This is a genomic window from Pseudomonas sp. P39-UII1 (assembly GCF_039672635.1).
Taxonomy (GTDB): domain Bacteria; phylum Pseudomonadota; class Gammaproteobacteria; order Pseudomonadales; family Pseudomonadaceae; genus Aquipseudomonas.
This window is the reverse complement of sequence record NZ_JBDFPP010000017.1, coordinates 83,871-98,235: the sequence shown is the minus strand read 5'-3', so window position 1 is coordinate 98,235 and position 14,365 is coordinate 83,871. Positions and strand designations below refer to the sequence as shown.

Genomic DNA, 14,365 nt, shown 5'->3' with positions numbered 1-14,365 from the left:
CGCGGCGATGCGCAAGCTGCTGCACCTGGTTTACGGGGTGGTGAAGTCGGGGATACCGTTTGACCCCAAAATCGCTCTTGCAGGGTGAGGGTCAAGACGGTATCTACATTTGTTGCAACGCGCCGTTCCAGTCAGGCCGTGGTTGTCCGCCTTGGCGCATGACTGAAGACAGGTGAGGCGCCGGCAGCGCCAGCCGAAAAATTGGGTCATGCCAACAAGGCTGGCAACTATGGCCTCACAGGCCATGGCACGTTGCAACAAATGTAGGAGCGGGCTTGCCCGCGATGCGCCGCGCGGGCGGCGCTCGATCTCAAAGGCGCTGAAGATACCAAGGCAAGCGCTTCGCGGGCGGCGCTCGATCAATGCACCCCCGACGACCGCTCCATCGCCAGCGCCAACGCATCCGCCTGCCCCCAGGCAATCTGCATCGCCCGCAACCCATGCTCCAGCAACTGCCGCGTTTCTTCATCCTCGATTCGCTCAAGGGCACGCCGGCTGTCGCTGTAGGCAAACATCAGGTAATGGGTGACATTCATCAACACGAATTCCATCGGCACCATGTTTTCACCGATGGCGCGGGAGAGGGATTTGCCGGGCGGCAGTTCGAAAGTATGGGGTGGGTCGGGGACGATCTTTTTCATAATTGGCACCATATTGATCATGTGCCGCCCCTCAGTTTCCACACATTGGGGTGACAGCTGTACGCGGGGTGGAAAACCAGGCATATGGCGAACCCGGTAGGCCCAAGGGCCTCCCGCGCAAAGCTGTCATAACGACAGGAGCCATATGTTACTGCCAGGTTTCCACACCCGATCGCTGAACCCTCAGCGACCCCGAAAGCCTAGAGGGCTAGCTTTCCAGTAACAATCAGACGCCTGTCGACAGACTTTGTAGGGTATTTCCCTGGGTCTGATACCTCCAGCCCATTCCTGTAGGAAGAATCTGAATCCGCAGTAGGGCCATTCAATAATCCAGCTCCATCGGAGCAGATTGCCCCGCAGAGCGCGGTACAGTTGCCTCAAATCAAAAAAACCGCGACCCATCAGTCAGATAGCCCCCAATCCCCCGCCTATCGCGCTTTGATTAATGTGACAAAAACCTTACCATGCGCCGCTTCGCAATAACTGCAGTCGTCAGGGACGAACATGAATCATCTCAGCATCGCCAAAGAAGCTTTAATTGCCCAGGCCCAGGCTGTCACCCAGCTGGCCGACCGCCTCAACGGCGAGTTTCAGAGCGCCGTCGAGCTGATCCTCGGCTGCCAAGGCCGTACCGTGGTCTGCGGCATGGGCAAGTCCGGCCTGATCGGCCAGAAGATGGTTGCCACCTTCGCCTCCACCGGCACCCCAAGCTTCTTCCTGCACCCCGCCGAAGCCTTCCACGGCGACCTGGGCATGCTCAAGCCGATCGACGTGCTCATCCTTATCAGCTACAGCGGCGAAACCGAAGAGCTGATCAAGCTGATCCCAAGCCTGAAGTCGTTCGGCAACAAAATCATCGCCATGACCGGCAACGGCAAGTCCACCCTGGCCAAGCACGCCGATATCTGGCTGGACATCTCGGTCGAGCGCGAGGTCTGCCCGAACAACCTGGCACCGACCACCTCCACCCTGGCAACCATGGCCATGGGCGATGCACTGGCAGTAGCGCTGATCGAAGCCATCCAGTTCAAGCCAATGGACTTCGCCCGCTACCACCCCGGCGGCAGCCTGGGCCGCAAACTGCTGACCCGCGTTTGCGACGTGATGCACTCGCCAGCACCGGTGGTTACGCCTGCTACCAGCTTCCATGATTGCTTGCTGGTGATGACCCGCAGTCGCCTAGGCCTTACTGTCGTAATGGATAACGACAAGCTGGTCGGCATCGTGACAGACGGCGACCTGCGCCGCGCGTTGCTGGATAACGAAGGCACGATTCACGAAAACGTGGCGAAGTTCATGACTGCCAATCCGCACACTATCCAGGAAGATTCCCAGCTTTCCGAAGCTGAGGCCTACATGCTGGATAACAAGATTCGGGCGTTGGCAGTGACCGATGCACAGGGCGCAGTGGTCGGCGTGGTTGAAATCTTCGACTGACGCACTGCATAACAAAAAAGGGCCGATACAACTTGGTTGTATCGGCCCTTTTCATTGTTGGGTGCAAGCCCCCGCAGGGCTTGCCGATGACGCTTGTTACTGCGCCATCTTCGCCATCACCTTGGCATACCCTGCAGCACTACCCAGCACCGCCTCATTGCCTTGAGCAAAGAGAATGGCATCGGCGACTTCACGGAACGCCCCGGTACCACCGGCCGAAGTCAGGGTCTGCGTAGCGGCGGCCTTTACATAGACCGGCGCATCCGCCACCGCAAACGACATCCCACAGGCCGCGAACGCGGGCAGGTCGATGCAGTCATCACCGATGCAAGCGGTCTGCTCAAGCGTCACCCCAGCCTCGGCCATCAGCTGATTGCAGGCTGCAAGCTTGTCCTTCACGCCAAACTGGCAAAGGGTCACGCCCAGGTCGGCCACACGCTTGCGCAGTGTTGCCGAATCCCGCCCGGACAGCACCGCCACCCGTACGCCGTTCTCTTCCAGCAAGCGCATGCCCATGCCATCACGCACATGGAAGCGCTTGAGGCATTCGCCGGTGGCGTCATAGTAGATGCCGCCATCGGTCAGCACGCCATCGACGTCGGTGATCACCAGGCGGATGTCGGCCAGCGTTGGCTTTGCCACCGGGGCTTGGCCGGTCATCAACGCGCGCACCTGCTCCAGGCATTCAGGCGTATCCACGCCCGGGCCGGTTGGCTCTACCACGTACGCACGAATGCAGTAGCCGGCCGCCATCAAGCGCAACTGCTCCAGCTTTTCCGCGTGCTCCATCATCGGCTGCGGCAGGCTGGCGTATTCGGCCAGCACGTCGCGGCGATAGGCGTAAACACCGACGTGCTTGAGGTAGGTGGCGACTTCGCTGTCGCGCGGGTAGGGGATAGGCGAGCGGCTGAAGTACAGCGCGTTGCCATTACTTGCCAGCACCACTTTGACGGTGTTGGGGTTGCCCGCTTCATGCGCATCGATCGGGTGGCACAGGGTGCCGACATTGACGCTGGCATCCGCCAGCATGCCGGCCGCCAGGGCTTCGATATCTGACGGGCGCACCAGTGGCTCGTCGCCTTGCAGGTTGATGTAGATATCTGCATCAACCTGGGCCATGACTTCGGCAAGGCGATCGGTGCCGGACGGGTGATCCGGGGACGTCATCACGCACACGCCACCAAAACCGCGTACGGCCTGGGCAACGCGCTCGTCGTCAGTGGCAATGACCACCACTTGTGCGTTGGCAACCTGCAGCGCGCGTTCGTAAACGTGCTGCACCATCGGTTTGCCGGCGATATCGGCCAGCGGCTTGCCCGGCAAGCGGGTGGAGCCGTAGCGGGCCGGGATGACGATCGCGACCCGTTGTTCAGAAGTTGCCATGCTCACAATCCTTGTTGCCGAGGCTTACGAAATGGCCAGGGGCGGGAAGCCCTTGATCAGGTCGTCCAACGCTTTGATCTGCGCCAGGAACGGCTCCAGCTTGTCCAGCGGCAGGGCGCTCGGGCCGTCGCACTTGGCTTGGTCCGGGTTGGGGTGCGCTTCCAGGAACAGGCCAGCCAGGCCAACGGCCATGCCCGCGCGTGCCAGGTCGACGACCTGTTCGCGGCGGCCGCCGGAGGCTGCGCCCGACGGGTCGCGGTTCTGCAGGGCGTGGGTCACGTCGAAGATGATCGGCAGGTTGTCACAGGTGCGCTTCATCACGCCAAAGCCCAGCATGTCGACCACCAGGTTGTCGTAGCCCATGCAGGTGCCGCGGTCGCAGAGGATCAGCTGATCGTTACCGGCTTCCTTGAACTTGTGCACGATGTTCTGCATCTGCGAAGGGCTGAGGAACTGCGGCTTCTTGATGTTGACCGGCTTGCCGGTCTTGGCCAGGGCGACCACCAGGTCGGTCTGGCGAGCCAGGAAGGCGGGCAGCTGGAGCACGTCGACCACTTCGGCGACCGGGGCGCATTGGTAGATTTCATGCACGTCGGTGATGATCGGCACGCCGAATTCGGCCTTCACCTTTTCGAAGATGCGCAGGCCTTCTTCCATGCCAGGGCCACGGTAGGAGTGGATGGACGAGCGGTTGGCCTTGTCGAAGCTGGCTTTGAAGACGTAGGGGATACCCAGCTTCTGAGTGACGCGCACGTATTCTTCACAGGCCTTCAGGGCAAGGTCTTCGGACTCGAGGACGTTGATGCCGCCGAAAAGGACGAAGGGCGCGTTGTTAGAGCACTCGATGGTTGGGGTTATATTCAAGAGATTCACTCGGAAAGATCAAGATCGCAGGTGATAAATGCGAATCGATGATGAAAGCGTCAACTGGTTTGGCTATAGATGATCTATTTGAAAGGTTCGGGCATCAATTTGATGCCCGAATTTTCTCAATACTCTATCTATTTAGCCGCTACAGTTTGTGGTTCCTTCATTGGTCTTACAAATAGCTTCAGGCCCATTCGGAATAGTGGGCCGTGATACTTTTCAATGAAGAAGAATCGGAGGCTTCTCACCATCGGTTTCTTCGCGTCTTTGAAGTACAAGTAGGGGGAGCTGCGAAGCTTTTTATTTAGCTTATATTGCTTATATTCCTTGCTATTGGTTAGCGCAAGTTCGTTCGCAGCTTTTTTTGGTGCCGTTTTCACAGGCTCTGGAGCACGCGCCGCAGGCTTAGCTGCAGCTTTCGGTGCGGCAGCAGGTGCTACAGGAACAGCTGGAGCCTTGTGGTAGATGTTATATTTTGCTGCAAGATATGAGCTCTTGAAGTAAGTGCGATCTTGTCTGGAGGGTTTGACGTCGATGTGGTAGTCATCGATATTCAGGCGCTTAGGTAGAATATTTCTGTAGGCATGTGATTTTCTATCCCCAAAATCTCGCACTACGGAGTCGGCCAAGAAGTACGAGTATTTTTTATGAGCCAGCCATCCTACAAAATTGAATACTGTGCTAGCCACGACCGTGTCTGAGCTGTCATCTTGGATCGCGTTCAGCGCGTGCTCTAGGTCCGGTACCTTTTTAGCTAGGCCGGCAGAGTGGCTGTAGAAGGAATTACCAACGGTGTAGGTTTCTTTGCCATGGATTAAGCTCAGCAACCCGACGCCGCTGTTGTAGCAAATTACTGCGTCACTAAGGTCGATAAGCGCATGCACGTTATCTGAATGGTCGCAAACGATTACGTTGTTTTGCGGGAAATCAAGTTTGCTAGCGGACAGTGGGTGGGGCTTAATGAAAACGACTGTGTCTTGATCAATTTTTTCGCAAATTGAAAGTACAGAGTCATAATGCGCGCTATAGCTTATGTGTCCCTCGGTGTATCGAGTAACAGCCATGTCGTCATGGAGTTGCAATGGGATGAAGATTGTTTTTTTTGCGAGGGCCGATACGAGGGAGTGCTTGTCATATGTAGACTGATAGTCTGACAGCTTCTCCAGAGTCTTACCGCCACCTTGCAGCTCCTCAATAAGCGCAGCGGTAGCTTCCGCCTCAGAGCTGGAAGGCGTCCAGTTGAGGTAGACTTGATTCTTGTAATCGGAATCGTTGTAGGCTACTTCGGGGGCGTAATACCAGCTGCCTGGCAGTGCGCCTCGTTCGACTACAATCGTCTTAATTCCGCACTTTTTCGCTAGCTCGTGATAGGGGCGGATGGATTCGTGGGACTTCATGTAAGGGTTGAAAATGGATACGGCGTCGTAATAGCCACTTTCAATTTTGTCCACTACTCGCTCGGGCACATGTTCGCCTGGTAGCAAGACTTCAATGGAATAGCCTGCAGATCTGAATGGCAGGAAATATTCATATTGGTCCTTGTGCTTTAGTAGCACAAGAATTTTTTTATCCCGTGGCAACCAATTCTGTTCAAGAATTCTCCACGGAGTCTTCATTACCTTTTCAAGTTCGATGTTAAAGTTGCTGCGCTTCCAGTCGTTTTTGGAGACCCAGTCACTAACTACCGGCTTGTCATGGTGGAGGTGTAGTACTTTCAAGCCAAGAAGTTCTGCGGGTGCGGAAAGGACTTCAAAAAGCCTCCGATACCCTTTGTATTCTTTCAGGTCGGTGTAGTACGCGTCACGTAGTGGGCCGTAGAAGTCCTTGTCCATATGTGCAGGAGTCGGCAGGTACTTACTGATCAGTGCATATCTAATGAGGAATTCGAAGTCCTCGGACCCATGGCCTCGGAAGGTTTCGTTATAGCCACCGAGATGTTCGAAATAGTCCTTCCTGATCAGGAATACATTACTGTACGGCGCAACGAAATCTACGTGCTGACGTCTCCAGGACGCCAGCGATTTGTGCGCTGTCTGCTCCATTCGAAGTGACATCTGCGAGTTTGCTTCAGGCTCAGATGTATAGTCCTGAACAATTTCTTTTGTGGCATCTTCCGTCAGGTGGTAAACCGGCATGTTAAGCATGCGGTCCCAGTACTGATCCAGTTGCTCAATGTTGGCGGCGTGCGCTAACTTTGAGAAGAAGTCAGAAGTCCAGAAGCAGTCAATGTCGTTGAAGAAAATCAACGGAGTTTTTACGTGGTTGACAGCAGCGTTTCTTGCGATTGCGGGAGAGAATGTTTCGTAATCTTCAACGAACTGATAGTCAAAGCCGTGTTGGCTGCAAATCTCTTTGATTTGGGTGCTTTGCTCTTCTGGTGAGCCGAAGTCTACAATTACAACCTTTGGGAGCGGGTTGTAGTAACTTCCAACTAAGGCTAAGCGTTCAAGAACCCATGGGTTGTAGTCGCGCGCCCTGATGCCAAAAACTAGAGTGATGTCATTATGAGAGTAGCTCATGCATATTCCTTCCGCATGTCTGAATGGCGAGTTTGAAAATTGGTTGATTTTCAAAGACCGGTAACCACCGCCAATCGTCGGCGAGTTATTTGAGTTACCGGTCTGTTAGATTTGGTGCCTGAACTCAGTTAACTGCGCCCGTGGCGCGTCCCAGCAACATCGTCTGAACGATAGGCGAAATAACTTTCTGCCATTCATAGACAGCTGCGTTAGTGACATAAATCGTGTCATCCGGCTTAACCGCAATCTGCCGCGCATAGAAAATCGCCGCCGGATCACGCATGTCCAACCGCAGCACGGTCGGCTTGCCATTGGCTGCATCAGCCATGCGGAACACAAACACACCTTCCGGGTTCGCATTCTGCTCGCGCAGCCCACCTACGCTACCCAGTGCATCCAGCAGGCTGGTGTTCTGGCTAGGCAGGTCCTTCAACCCTGGCTCACCCACCGCACCCATCGCCACAAACCGCTGACGCGCACGGTCCAGCACCACTTCAGAGTTCGGGCGCAGCACCATATTGTTGCCCGCCAGAATGTCTTCGTAGTTGAACTGCTGCACCTGCTTGCCGTTACGCACAGTCACGTTGACCAGGTGCGGTTCCAGCACCGGGCCACCGGCCTGGTTGACCGCATCCAGCAGGGTCAGCGGACCTTGCAGGGTGCTGAAGCGCCCCGGGGTCTTCACTGCACCGGCAACCAGCACCGAGCCGGAAAGGTCACCGACCAGCTCAACGTGTGTTTGCACGTCGGTGGTAATGCCTTTCAGCTGGCGGCGGATCATGTTCTCGACTTCGTTGAGGGTCATGCCCGCAACGAACTGGCGGCCAACGTAGGGCAGCGACAGCATGCCCTGCGAGTCGATGCGCGTTTTCAGCTGGGTGCCGCCAGTTGCCAGGGGGGCGAACAGAGCAGAGCCTTCCGGCGCGGTATCGGCGATCAGCACGTTCAGCACGTCGCCGGCGGCCAGGCGCACTTCGGCCGAGACCGGCTTGGTGACCGAGGCCAGGGCAGGGCGCGGGGCGCCGAACATGAACGGCGCGATGGTGCTGGCGTTGATGTCGACGAGGTTGTAAGCCTCGTTCTTGGTTTCGATCGTGCCCTTGTACGGGCCGGCGCCAGACAAGGTGCCGCCGCAGCCCGCCAGGCCCAGGGTCGCCAGGGCCAGTGCTGCCAGTTTCAGGTTGACGCGTTTGGAGACAGCCAGGGATTTAATCACGATGATCCTCGATCGAAGCCAGAATGAAGCGGGTGATGCCGAATACCATCAGCAGGCCAAGCAGAATGGTGGCCAGGTTGTACAGGCGCTCTGGGTACAGGGCGAGCTGCGGAGTGTTCGGGCTGACTACGGTCACCAGGGTGCGGATTTTCTTGCTCGCTTCAATGCGGGCATTGTCCAGCGCGGCGACGGCAGTCTTGTAGGTTTCTTCGGCAATGCCGGCGTCAAGCATCAGCTGCTGGTAGCGCGAAGCAACCACGTTCAGCTGCGAGCCTTGCGGCGACGACACCAGCAGGCGCTTTTCTTTGGCCAGCTGTTGGGTGATGGCCTCGACCTTCTGCTTCTGCTGGCGTACCTGGGGGGCGTTGGCGCGCAGCTTGAAGTTCATCTCGGTGAGCGATGCCTGCTCTTTGGTGTACTGGCCTTCAAGGTCGGCAATGATGGTCGCGCGGCTCTGCGCGGTGTTGCCACCGTCCAGTACCTTGTTGTCGTTCTGGAAGGTCAGCAGCTGGGTTTTGCGCTTGGCGTAGTTCAGGCGTGCGTTTTCCAGCTCGCCCTGGGCGAACTTCATCTGCTCGCGGGCAATGTTGTGGCTCACTTCGTTGACGAAGTGCTCACTGGCCTGAAGGATCTCGCGCAGCATCTGCTCGGAAAGCTCCGGGGTGAACGCTTGCACTTCTACACGCAGCAGGCCGGTGGTTTCGTCGTAGTGGGCCGACACCATGCGCTGGTAGTACTCAAGCAAGTCTTCGCGCGCGGCGTCCTTGTCGAGCCAGAAGAACACGTCACCGCGCTGGGTGGCGTACTGCTCGATCCAGTGCAGTTTGTTTTCCAGCAGCAGCATCATGTCCATCGAAGTGATGTATTCGCGCAGGTACAGGGTTTCTTCGCGCGAAGCCGGGTTGGCGCCGGTCAGCAGGGTGGCCAGGCCAGGCACCTGGGCGCCCTGGTTGTTGCCGTCCTGGCGTACCACCACCTGGGCGGAGCTGACGAAACGGTCGACAGCGAACACGCCGTAGTACACGGCCGCCAGGATCATTGGCAGAACCACCATGGCCAACGCCAGGCGCCAGCCCTTCTTGTTACCCGTACTGCTCATAGTTGGATGCATCCTTGATATGGAACGGTGCTGCTGAATTGGAAGAGGGTTTGCTCAGCTGTTGTAAGCCTTGATGCCTTCGGCGACGTCTTCGTACACCTGGATGCCGCCGTCACGCACCAGCAGCACGATGTCGCACAGCTTTTCGATCTCGGGCATGGAGTGGGAAACCAGCACCACGTTGGCTTTTTGCAGCTTTTCTTTGAATACGTCGGCGCACTTGCGCTTGAACTGCGCATCGCCCACCGACATCACTTCATCGATCAGGTAGTAGTCGAAGTCGAAGGCCATGCTCAGGCCGAATGCCACGCGCGAGCGCATGCCGGAGGAGTAGGTCTTGATCGGTTCGTCGATCCAGTCGCCGATTTCGGCGAACTCCTGCACGTAACGGATCTTTTCGCGCATCGCATCGCCCGTGGCGCCGTATACACGGCAGACGAACTTGATGTTGTCGCGGCCGGTCATGCTGCCTTGGAAGCCCCCGGTCAAACCTACCGGCCACGAGATGCTGCGGTCGGTGACGATGGTGCCGGAGTCGGGCACATCGGCACCGCCCAGCAGGCGCATCAGGGTCGATTTGCCGGCGCCGTTGCGGCCGATCAGGCCGATGTTCTTGCCGGGCGGGATGGCCAGCGACAGGTTGCGGAAGACGTACCGGCGACCATTGGGCGTCAGGTAGGACTTGGTGACGTTTCTGAGCTCGAACACGGGTGGCCTGTACTTAACCGTTCTTGGTGGAAATCAGGTGCATCCTGCGGGCGCGGTAGGCCCCAAGGGACAGGAACAGCAGAACCATGGTGAAGGCGATGACATAGGTTTCGGACACGCCATCGACCGGGGTGTAGTGCGGCAGCACCTCGGCGCGGATCAGCTCGAGGATGTGCAGGAAGGGGTTGAGCAGCAGCACCGGCATCATCGCAGGGGGCAGGTAGGACGCGGGGATCAGCACGCCAGAAATGAAGTACAGCGGGAAGAAAGCCATGCGGATGACGATCTTCAAGCTGGGCAGGGCGTGGGTAATCAAGGCCAGCAGCATGCCCAGGCCAAAGGCGAACAGCAGGCCCAGCAGCAGGCTGGCTACCCATTGCAGCGGGCTGTGCACCGACATGTCGAAGCCGTACCAGGCAAAGCCGAACACCAGAATGGCGTACACCGTGGCGGCGATGCAGGTTTCCACGATCACCCGGGCTATATAGGTGTCCAGCGGTTTGATCTGTTTGTAGCCGAATAGCGAGCGGTTTTCGCGCAGGCTGTCCATCAGCCGCAGGGCGGTGTTGCGGTAGAGCAGGAAGGGGGCCATGCCTACCAGGATGAACACGGGGTATTCCACACCGGAAACCGTGCGGCCGCGCAACATGCCAAGCAGCAGGGAGAAAATCAGCAGGTGCACGATCGGTTCAAGCAGCAGCCACACAGCGCCCAGGCGGCGGTCGCCGAGACGGGAGCGCGCTTCACGCAGCACAAGGGCGAAGATGACCGACTTCTGAATCTGGAGGGAGGAACGAGGCTTCAAGATGGTAACCGCAAAGCAAAGCAGCGCGCCAAAGGCACGCCGGGATTCATCTTCAGGAAAGGACCGAGCCCGTCGGCGTTGTGCCGGCGTATGTTCCGGAGACTTCCATGTTCTAAGGGCCGCGAGGTTAAGCGCGAGAGGGTATAAGCGTCAAGGTCGTACCACGTCTTTATCGGAAAGTTCCTACCGATTATTCGGCTATTTCTGCCGTTAATCGTGTTTCATGAGACACACATGATGGCGTTTTGCCTGGCAACTACCGTGTGTCGTTTTAATGAATCTGGCGACCGGTGGTATCCGGGTGGTCGGTAGGGCTTCTTCATCACCCGCGCAAAATTACCCACCCAACCATCCTGCGATGGTGTGCGCTGCCGATAACGCTTTCATCAATCGCGTTTACACTTACGTCACTTCTTACCACCAGCTCGGGAATGACCTGACCCTATGACAATCCTGGTAACCGGCGGCGCCGGCTTCATCGGTGCGAACTTCGTGCTGGATTGGGTGAGCCAATCGGGCGAGACCATCATCAACCTGGACAAGCTCACCTACGCCGGCAACCTGCAGAGCCTGGCCAGCCTGGAAGGCAACCCGCAGCATGTGTTCGTGCAGGGCGACATTGGCGATGGGCCGTTGGTGCAGCGGCTGCTGGCTGAATACCAGCCGCGGGCGGTGCTCAATTTTGCTGCCGAATCGCATGTCGACCGCTCCATTCATGGGCCGCAGGCGTTCGTCGAAACCAATGTGGTCGGCACCTTCCAGCTGCTCGAAGCGGTGCGCGCTTACTGGCAGGGCCTGGGCGAAGCGGAGCGGGGGGCGTTTCGCTTCCTGCATGTGTCCACCGACGAGGTGTATGGCTCGCTGAAGGCCGATGAGCCGGCGTTTACCGAAACGCACCAGTACCAGCCCAACAGCCCTTACTCGGCGAGCAAGGCGGCCAGCGACCACCTGGTGCGCTCTTACCACCACACCTACGGGCTGCCGGTGCTGACCACCAACTGCTCGAACAACTACGGGCCGCTGCACTTCCCTGAAAAACTCATCCCGCTGATGATCGTCAACGCGCTGGCGGGCAAGGCGCTGCCGGTGTATGGCGACGGCCAGCAGATACGTGACTGGTTGTACGTGAAGGACCACTGCAGCGCCATCCGCCGTGTGCTGGACGCTGGCACGGTGGGCGAGGTGTACAACGTGGGCGGCTGGAACGAGCAACCCAACCTGGACATCGTCAACCGCGTGTGTGCGCTGCTGGACGAGTTGCAACCGCGTGCCGACGGCAAGCCCTACGCGCAGCAGATTACCTACGTTACCGACCGCCCCGGGCACGACCGCCGCTACGCCATCGATGCGCGCAAGCTCGAACGCGAACTGGGCTGGAAGCCGGCGGAAACCTTCGACACCGGCATCCGCAAGACGGTGCAGTGGTACCTGGACAACGCAGCGTGGGTCGAGGGCGTGCAGTCGGGCAGTTACCGCGAGTGGGTTGAAACGAATTACACCGGGCGTTCAGGGAAGTACGAAAAATGACCACGATCTCACAGCGTAAAGGCATCATTCTGGCAGGCGGTTCGGGCACCCGCCTGCACCCGGCGACACTGGCCATTTCCAAGCAGTTGCTGCCGGTGTACGACAAACCGATGATCTACTACCCGCTGACCACTTTGATGCTGGCGGGCATCCGCGACATTCTGATCATCTCCACCCCGCAGGACACGCCGCGTTTCGAGCAGTTGCTGGGCGATGGCCACCAGTGGGGTATCAATATCACCTACGCGGTACAGGCCTCGCCAGATGGCCTGGCGCAAGCGTTCATCATTGGCGAGCAGTTCATCGGCAACGACCTGTCGGCCTTGGTGCTGGGTGACAACATCTATTACGGCCACGACTTCCACAAGCTGCTGGACGGCGCCATGGCGCGGGGCGAGGGGGCGAGTGTGTTCGCTTACCACGTGAACGACCCCGAGCGGTATGGGGTGGTCGAGTTCGACGCGCACGGCAAGGCCATCAGCCTGGAAGAGAAACCGCTGCAGCCCAAATCCAACTATGCGGTAACCGGGCTGTACTTCTACGATCAGGATGTAATCGAAATGGCCAAGGGGCTAAAACCCTCGGCGCGCGGTGAACTGGAAATCACCGACCTTAACCGGATTTATCTCGAGCGTGAGCAGCTGTCGGTGGAAGTGATGGGGCGCGGCTATGCCTGGCTCGACACCGGCACCCACGACTCACTGCTTGAAGCCAGTGGTTACATTGCCACACTCGAACGCCGCCAGGGCCTCAAGGTCGCTTGCCCGGAAGAAATGGCCTTCCGCCAGAACTGGATCGATGCAGAACAGCTGCAAGCCCTGGCTGCGCCGTTGAGCAAGAATGGTTATGGGCAGTACCTGCTGCGCTTGTTGCGCGACCCTATCCTGCAGGGTTGAAGGCCTTGTGCACGCTTGCCGTGGGAAGTTTTACCGGTAAGCGTGCAACATGCCGTGACGTCTGATTTGGTAACCATTCCCCAGTGGGTTTAGTGCCTGTGAGCCGCTAGTTTGAAGGGGCAGCCAAGGAAACTGCTGCACGCAAACTCAACTCACAGGAGTGACCTCATGCGCAATATTGTCCTCAATTACCTGCTGTTGCCGCTGTTCGCTGGTTTGTCGTTCTCTGTTGCTGCCGCGCCGGGGGCCGCGACGATGCCCAAAGAGCCGGTGCCGGTGGTGAGCCAGATGGATGCGGCGGCGGGCAAGGTAAACCTAAATACGGCGGATGCATTGACGCTGCAGAAGGAGCTGAACGGCATCGGCAAGGCCAAGGCGGAAGCCATCGTCGCTTATAGGGATGCCCATGGGCCGTTTGCTTCGGTGGATGAGCTGATGGAGATCAGGGGGATTGGCACTGCATTGCTGGAGCGGAATCGGGACAAGGTGATGGTGGAGTAAGGCGTTAGAGCGTCAGGCACCGGTGCTGTAGGGCCCTGGAGATTGAGCGCCGGGCCAGGCGTAAATGCTATAGCGCCCATGAGATCGAGCGCCGCCCGCGCGGCGCTTCGCGGGGCAAGCCCGCTCCCACATTTGTTGCAACGTGCCATGGCCTGATAGGCCATAGTTGCCAGCCTTGTTAGCACGACGCGATTTTTTTGGCTGGCGCTGCCGGCGCCCCACCTGTCTTCAGCCGTGCGCCAAGGCGAACAACCATGGCCTGTCTGGAACGGCGCGTTGCAACAAATGTGGGAGCGGGCTTGCCCCGCGAAGCGCCGCGCGGGCGGCGCTCGATCTCAACATCGCTGTACAGCCCGCGGCGTACACCCGAATCCCCCGTAAATCTGCCGGCAAACACCCGAGTTAACCACGGGCACAGCCGCAACTTAGCTCCTACCTATCCTGCGCATCCTTGGCATCCGCCTCGGCATTGCGCTCATGCACCTTGCGCAATTGCTCATCGGTCAGGGGCAGCTTTTTCGCTGTGTCGCGCAGCATCATCAGCCCACCGACGATCGAGCCGAGGGCTATGATGAGTATCAGCCAGGCATACCAGGGCATTGTCGTTCTCCTATGAGCATCGGGGGCATTGCGTATCTGAAATTTTGAGCAAATACCTTGACCGTTGGTTCAATTATAGGGCCGAGACCCAGCCGGGCCAATTCTAGTGACCCACGGCCCCCAAAGGCACCGTCACTTCGTTTACAATGCGCGCCGTTTTCGACTT

At 58.2% G+C, this 14,365-nt stretch carries 13 protein-coding genes; 4 read left to right on the top strand and 9 right to left on the bottom strand.

Annotation, left to right across the window (positions count from 1 at the left end):
• Nucleotides 1-359 precede the first annotated feature (359 nt).
• A complete protein-coding gene (locus tag ABEH27_RS20000; protein WP_346615223.1) occupies nucleotides 360-641 on the bottom strand; it encodes a hypothetical protein in 282 nt (93 codons plus the stop codon).
• Nucleotides 642-1,145: 504 nt separating this feature from the next.
• Here ABEH27_RS20000 and ABEH27_RS19995 point away from each other — a divergent pair.
• Nucleotides 1,146-2,078, top strand: coding sequence for a KpsF/GutQ family sugar-phosphate isomerase (locus ABEH27_RS19995; protein WP_346615220.1), 933 nt, complete (start codon nucleotides 1,146-1,148; stop codon nucleotides 2,076-2,078).
• Between the two features lie 96 nt (nucleotides 2,079-2,174).
• Here the strand turns inward: ABEH27_RS19995 and kdsB are convergent, their stop codons facing one another.
• From kdsB to ABEH27_RS19960, 7 genes are all read right to left on the bottom strand, one after another.
• A complete protein-coding gene (kdsB, locus tag ABEH27_RS19990) occupies nucleotides 2,175-3,461 on the bottom strand; it encodes a 3-deoxy-manno-octulosonate cytidylyltransferase (protein WP_346615219.1) in 1,287 nt (428 codons plus the stop codon).
• Nucleotides 3,462-3,485: 24 nt separating this feature from the next.
• Nucleotides 3,486-4,334: a 3-deoxy-8-phosphooctulonate synthase gene (kdsA, locus tag ABEH27_RS19985; protein WP_346615218.1), complete on the bottom strand. Its 849-nt coding sequence runs from the start codon at nucleotides 4,332-4,334 to the stop codon at nucleotides 3,486-3,488.
• A gap of 128 nt (nucleotides 4,335-4,462) precedes the next feature.
• Nucleotides 4,463-6,847 (bottom strand): glycosyltransferase, encoded by a 2,385-nt coding sequence (locus ABEH27_RS19980; RefSeq protein WP_346615217.1) that lies wholly within the window; start codon nucleotides 6,845-6,847, stop codon nucleotides 4,463-4,465.
• A gap of 124 nt (nucleotides 6,848-6,971) precedes the next feature.
• Entirely contained in the window at nucleotides 6,972-8,063 is a 1,092-nt protein-coding gene (locus tag ABEH27_RS19975) for a polysaccharide biosynthesis/export family protein (RefSeq protein WP_346615216.1), read from the bottom strand.
• The gene (locus ABEH27_RS19970; protein WP_346615215.1) at nucleotides 8,056-9,162 is read right to left on the bottom strand and encodes an ABC transporter permease; all 1,107 of its coding nucleotides are present in this window, start codon (nucleotides 9,160-9,162) and stop codon (nucleotides 8,056-8,058) included. Before ABEH27_RS19970 ends, ABEH27_RS19975 begins: the two co-directional genes overlap by 8 nt.
• A 54-nt stretch (nucleotides 9,163-9,216) precedes the next feature.
• Nucleotides 9,217-9,870, bottom strand: coding sequence for an ABC transporter ATP-binding protein (locus tag ABEH27_RS19965; RefSeq protein WP_346615214.1), 654 nt, complete (start codon nucleotides 9,868-9,870; stop codon nucleotides 9,217-9,219).
• A 13-nt stretch (nucleotides 9,871-9,883) separates the two neighbouring features.
• On the bottom strand, nucleotides 9,884-10,675 hold the full coding sequence (locus ABEH27_RS19960; RefSeq protein ID WP_346615213.1) for an ABC transporter permease: 792 nt from the start codon (nucleotides 10,673-10,675) through the stop codon (nucleotides 9,884-9,886).
• 444 nt (nucleotides 10,676-11,119) lie between these two features.
• Here ABEH27_RS19960 and rfbB point away from each other — a divergent pair, with 444 nt between their 5' ends.
• The 3 genes from rfbB to ABEH27_RS19945 all read left to right on the top strand — a co-directional run bounded on the left by rfbB (nucleotide 11,120) and on the right by ABEH27_RS19945 (nucleotide 13,599).
• The gene (gene rfbB / locus ABEH27_RS19955) at nucleotides 11,120-12,202 is read left to right on the top strand and encodes a dTDP-glucose 4,6-dehydratase (protein ID WP_346615212.1); all 1,083 of its coding nucleotides are present in this window, start codon (nucleotides 11,120-11,122) and stop codon (nucleotides 12,200-12,202) included.
• Nucleotides 12,199-13,098 (top strand): glucose-1-phosphate thymidylyltransferase RfbA, encoded by a 900-nt coding sequence (gene rfbA / locus ABEH27_RS19950; protein WP_346615211.1) that lies wholly within the window; start codon nucleotides 12,199-12,201, stop codon nucleotides 13,096-13,098. Before rfbB ends, rfbA begins: the two co-directional genes overlap by 4 nt.
• A gap of 168 nt (nucleotides 13,099-13,266) precedes the next feature.
• Nucleotides 13,267-13,599: a ComEA family DNA-binding protein gene (locus ABEH27_RS19945; protein ID WP_346615210.1), complete on the top strand. Its 333-nt coding sequence runs from the start codon at nucleotides 13,267-13,269 to the stop codon at nucleotides 13,597-13,599.
• A gap of 432 nt (nucleotides 13,600-14,031) precedes the next feature.
• Here the strand turns inward: ABEH27_RS19945 and ABEH27_RS19940 are convergent, their stop codons facing one another.
• Complete coding sequence (locus tag ABEH27_RS19940) at nucleotides 14,032-14,199, bottom strand: DUF2897 family protein (RefSeq protein ID WP_016500979.1); 168 nt, start codon at nucleotides 14,197-14,199, stop codon at nucleotides 14,032-14,034.
• Between the last annotated feature and the right edge of the window lie 166 nt (nucleotides 14,200-14,365).

Excerpts from the sequence above, each read along its gene's own strand:
- rfbA (WP_346615211.1), top strand. The coding sequence starts at position 12,199 with ATGACCACGATCTCACAGCGTAAAGGCATCATTCTGGCAGGCGGTTCG.
- kdsB (WP_346615219.1), bottom strand. The coding sequence starts at position 3,461 with ATGGCAACTTCTGAACAACGGGTCGCGATCGTCATCCCGGCCCGCTAC.
- ABEH27_RS19940 (WP_016500979.1), bottom strand. The coding sequence starts at position 14,199 with ATGCCCTGGTATGCCTGGCTGATACTCATCATAGCCCTCGGCTCGATC.
- ABEH27_RS19995 (WP_346615220.1), top strand. The coding sequence starts at position 1,146 with ATGAATCATCTCAGCATCGCCAAAGAAGCTTTAATTGCCCAGGCCCAG.
- rfbB (WP_346615212.1), top strand. The coding sequence starts at position 11,120 with ATGACAATCCTGGTAACCGGCGGCGCCGGCTTCATCGGTGCGAACTTC.
- ABEH27_RS20000 (WP_346615223.1), bottom strand. The coding sequence starts at position 641 with ATGAAAAAGATCGTCCCCGACCCACCCCATACTTTCGAACTGCCGCCC.
- ABEH27_RS19970 (WP_346615215.1), bottom strand. The coding sequence starts at position 9,162 with ATGAGCAGTACGGGTAACAAGAAGGGCTGGCGCCTGGCGTTGGCCATG.
- ABEH27_RS19980 (WP_346615217.1), bottom strand. The coding sequence starts at position 6,847 with ATGAGCTACTCTCATAATGACATCACTCTAGTTTTTGGCATCAGGGCG.
- ABEH27_RS19945 (WP_346615210.1), top strand. The coding sequence starts at position 13,267 with ATGCGCAATATTGTCCTCAATTACCTGCTGTTGCCGCTGTTCGCTGGT.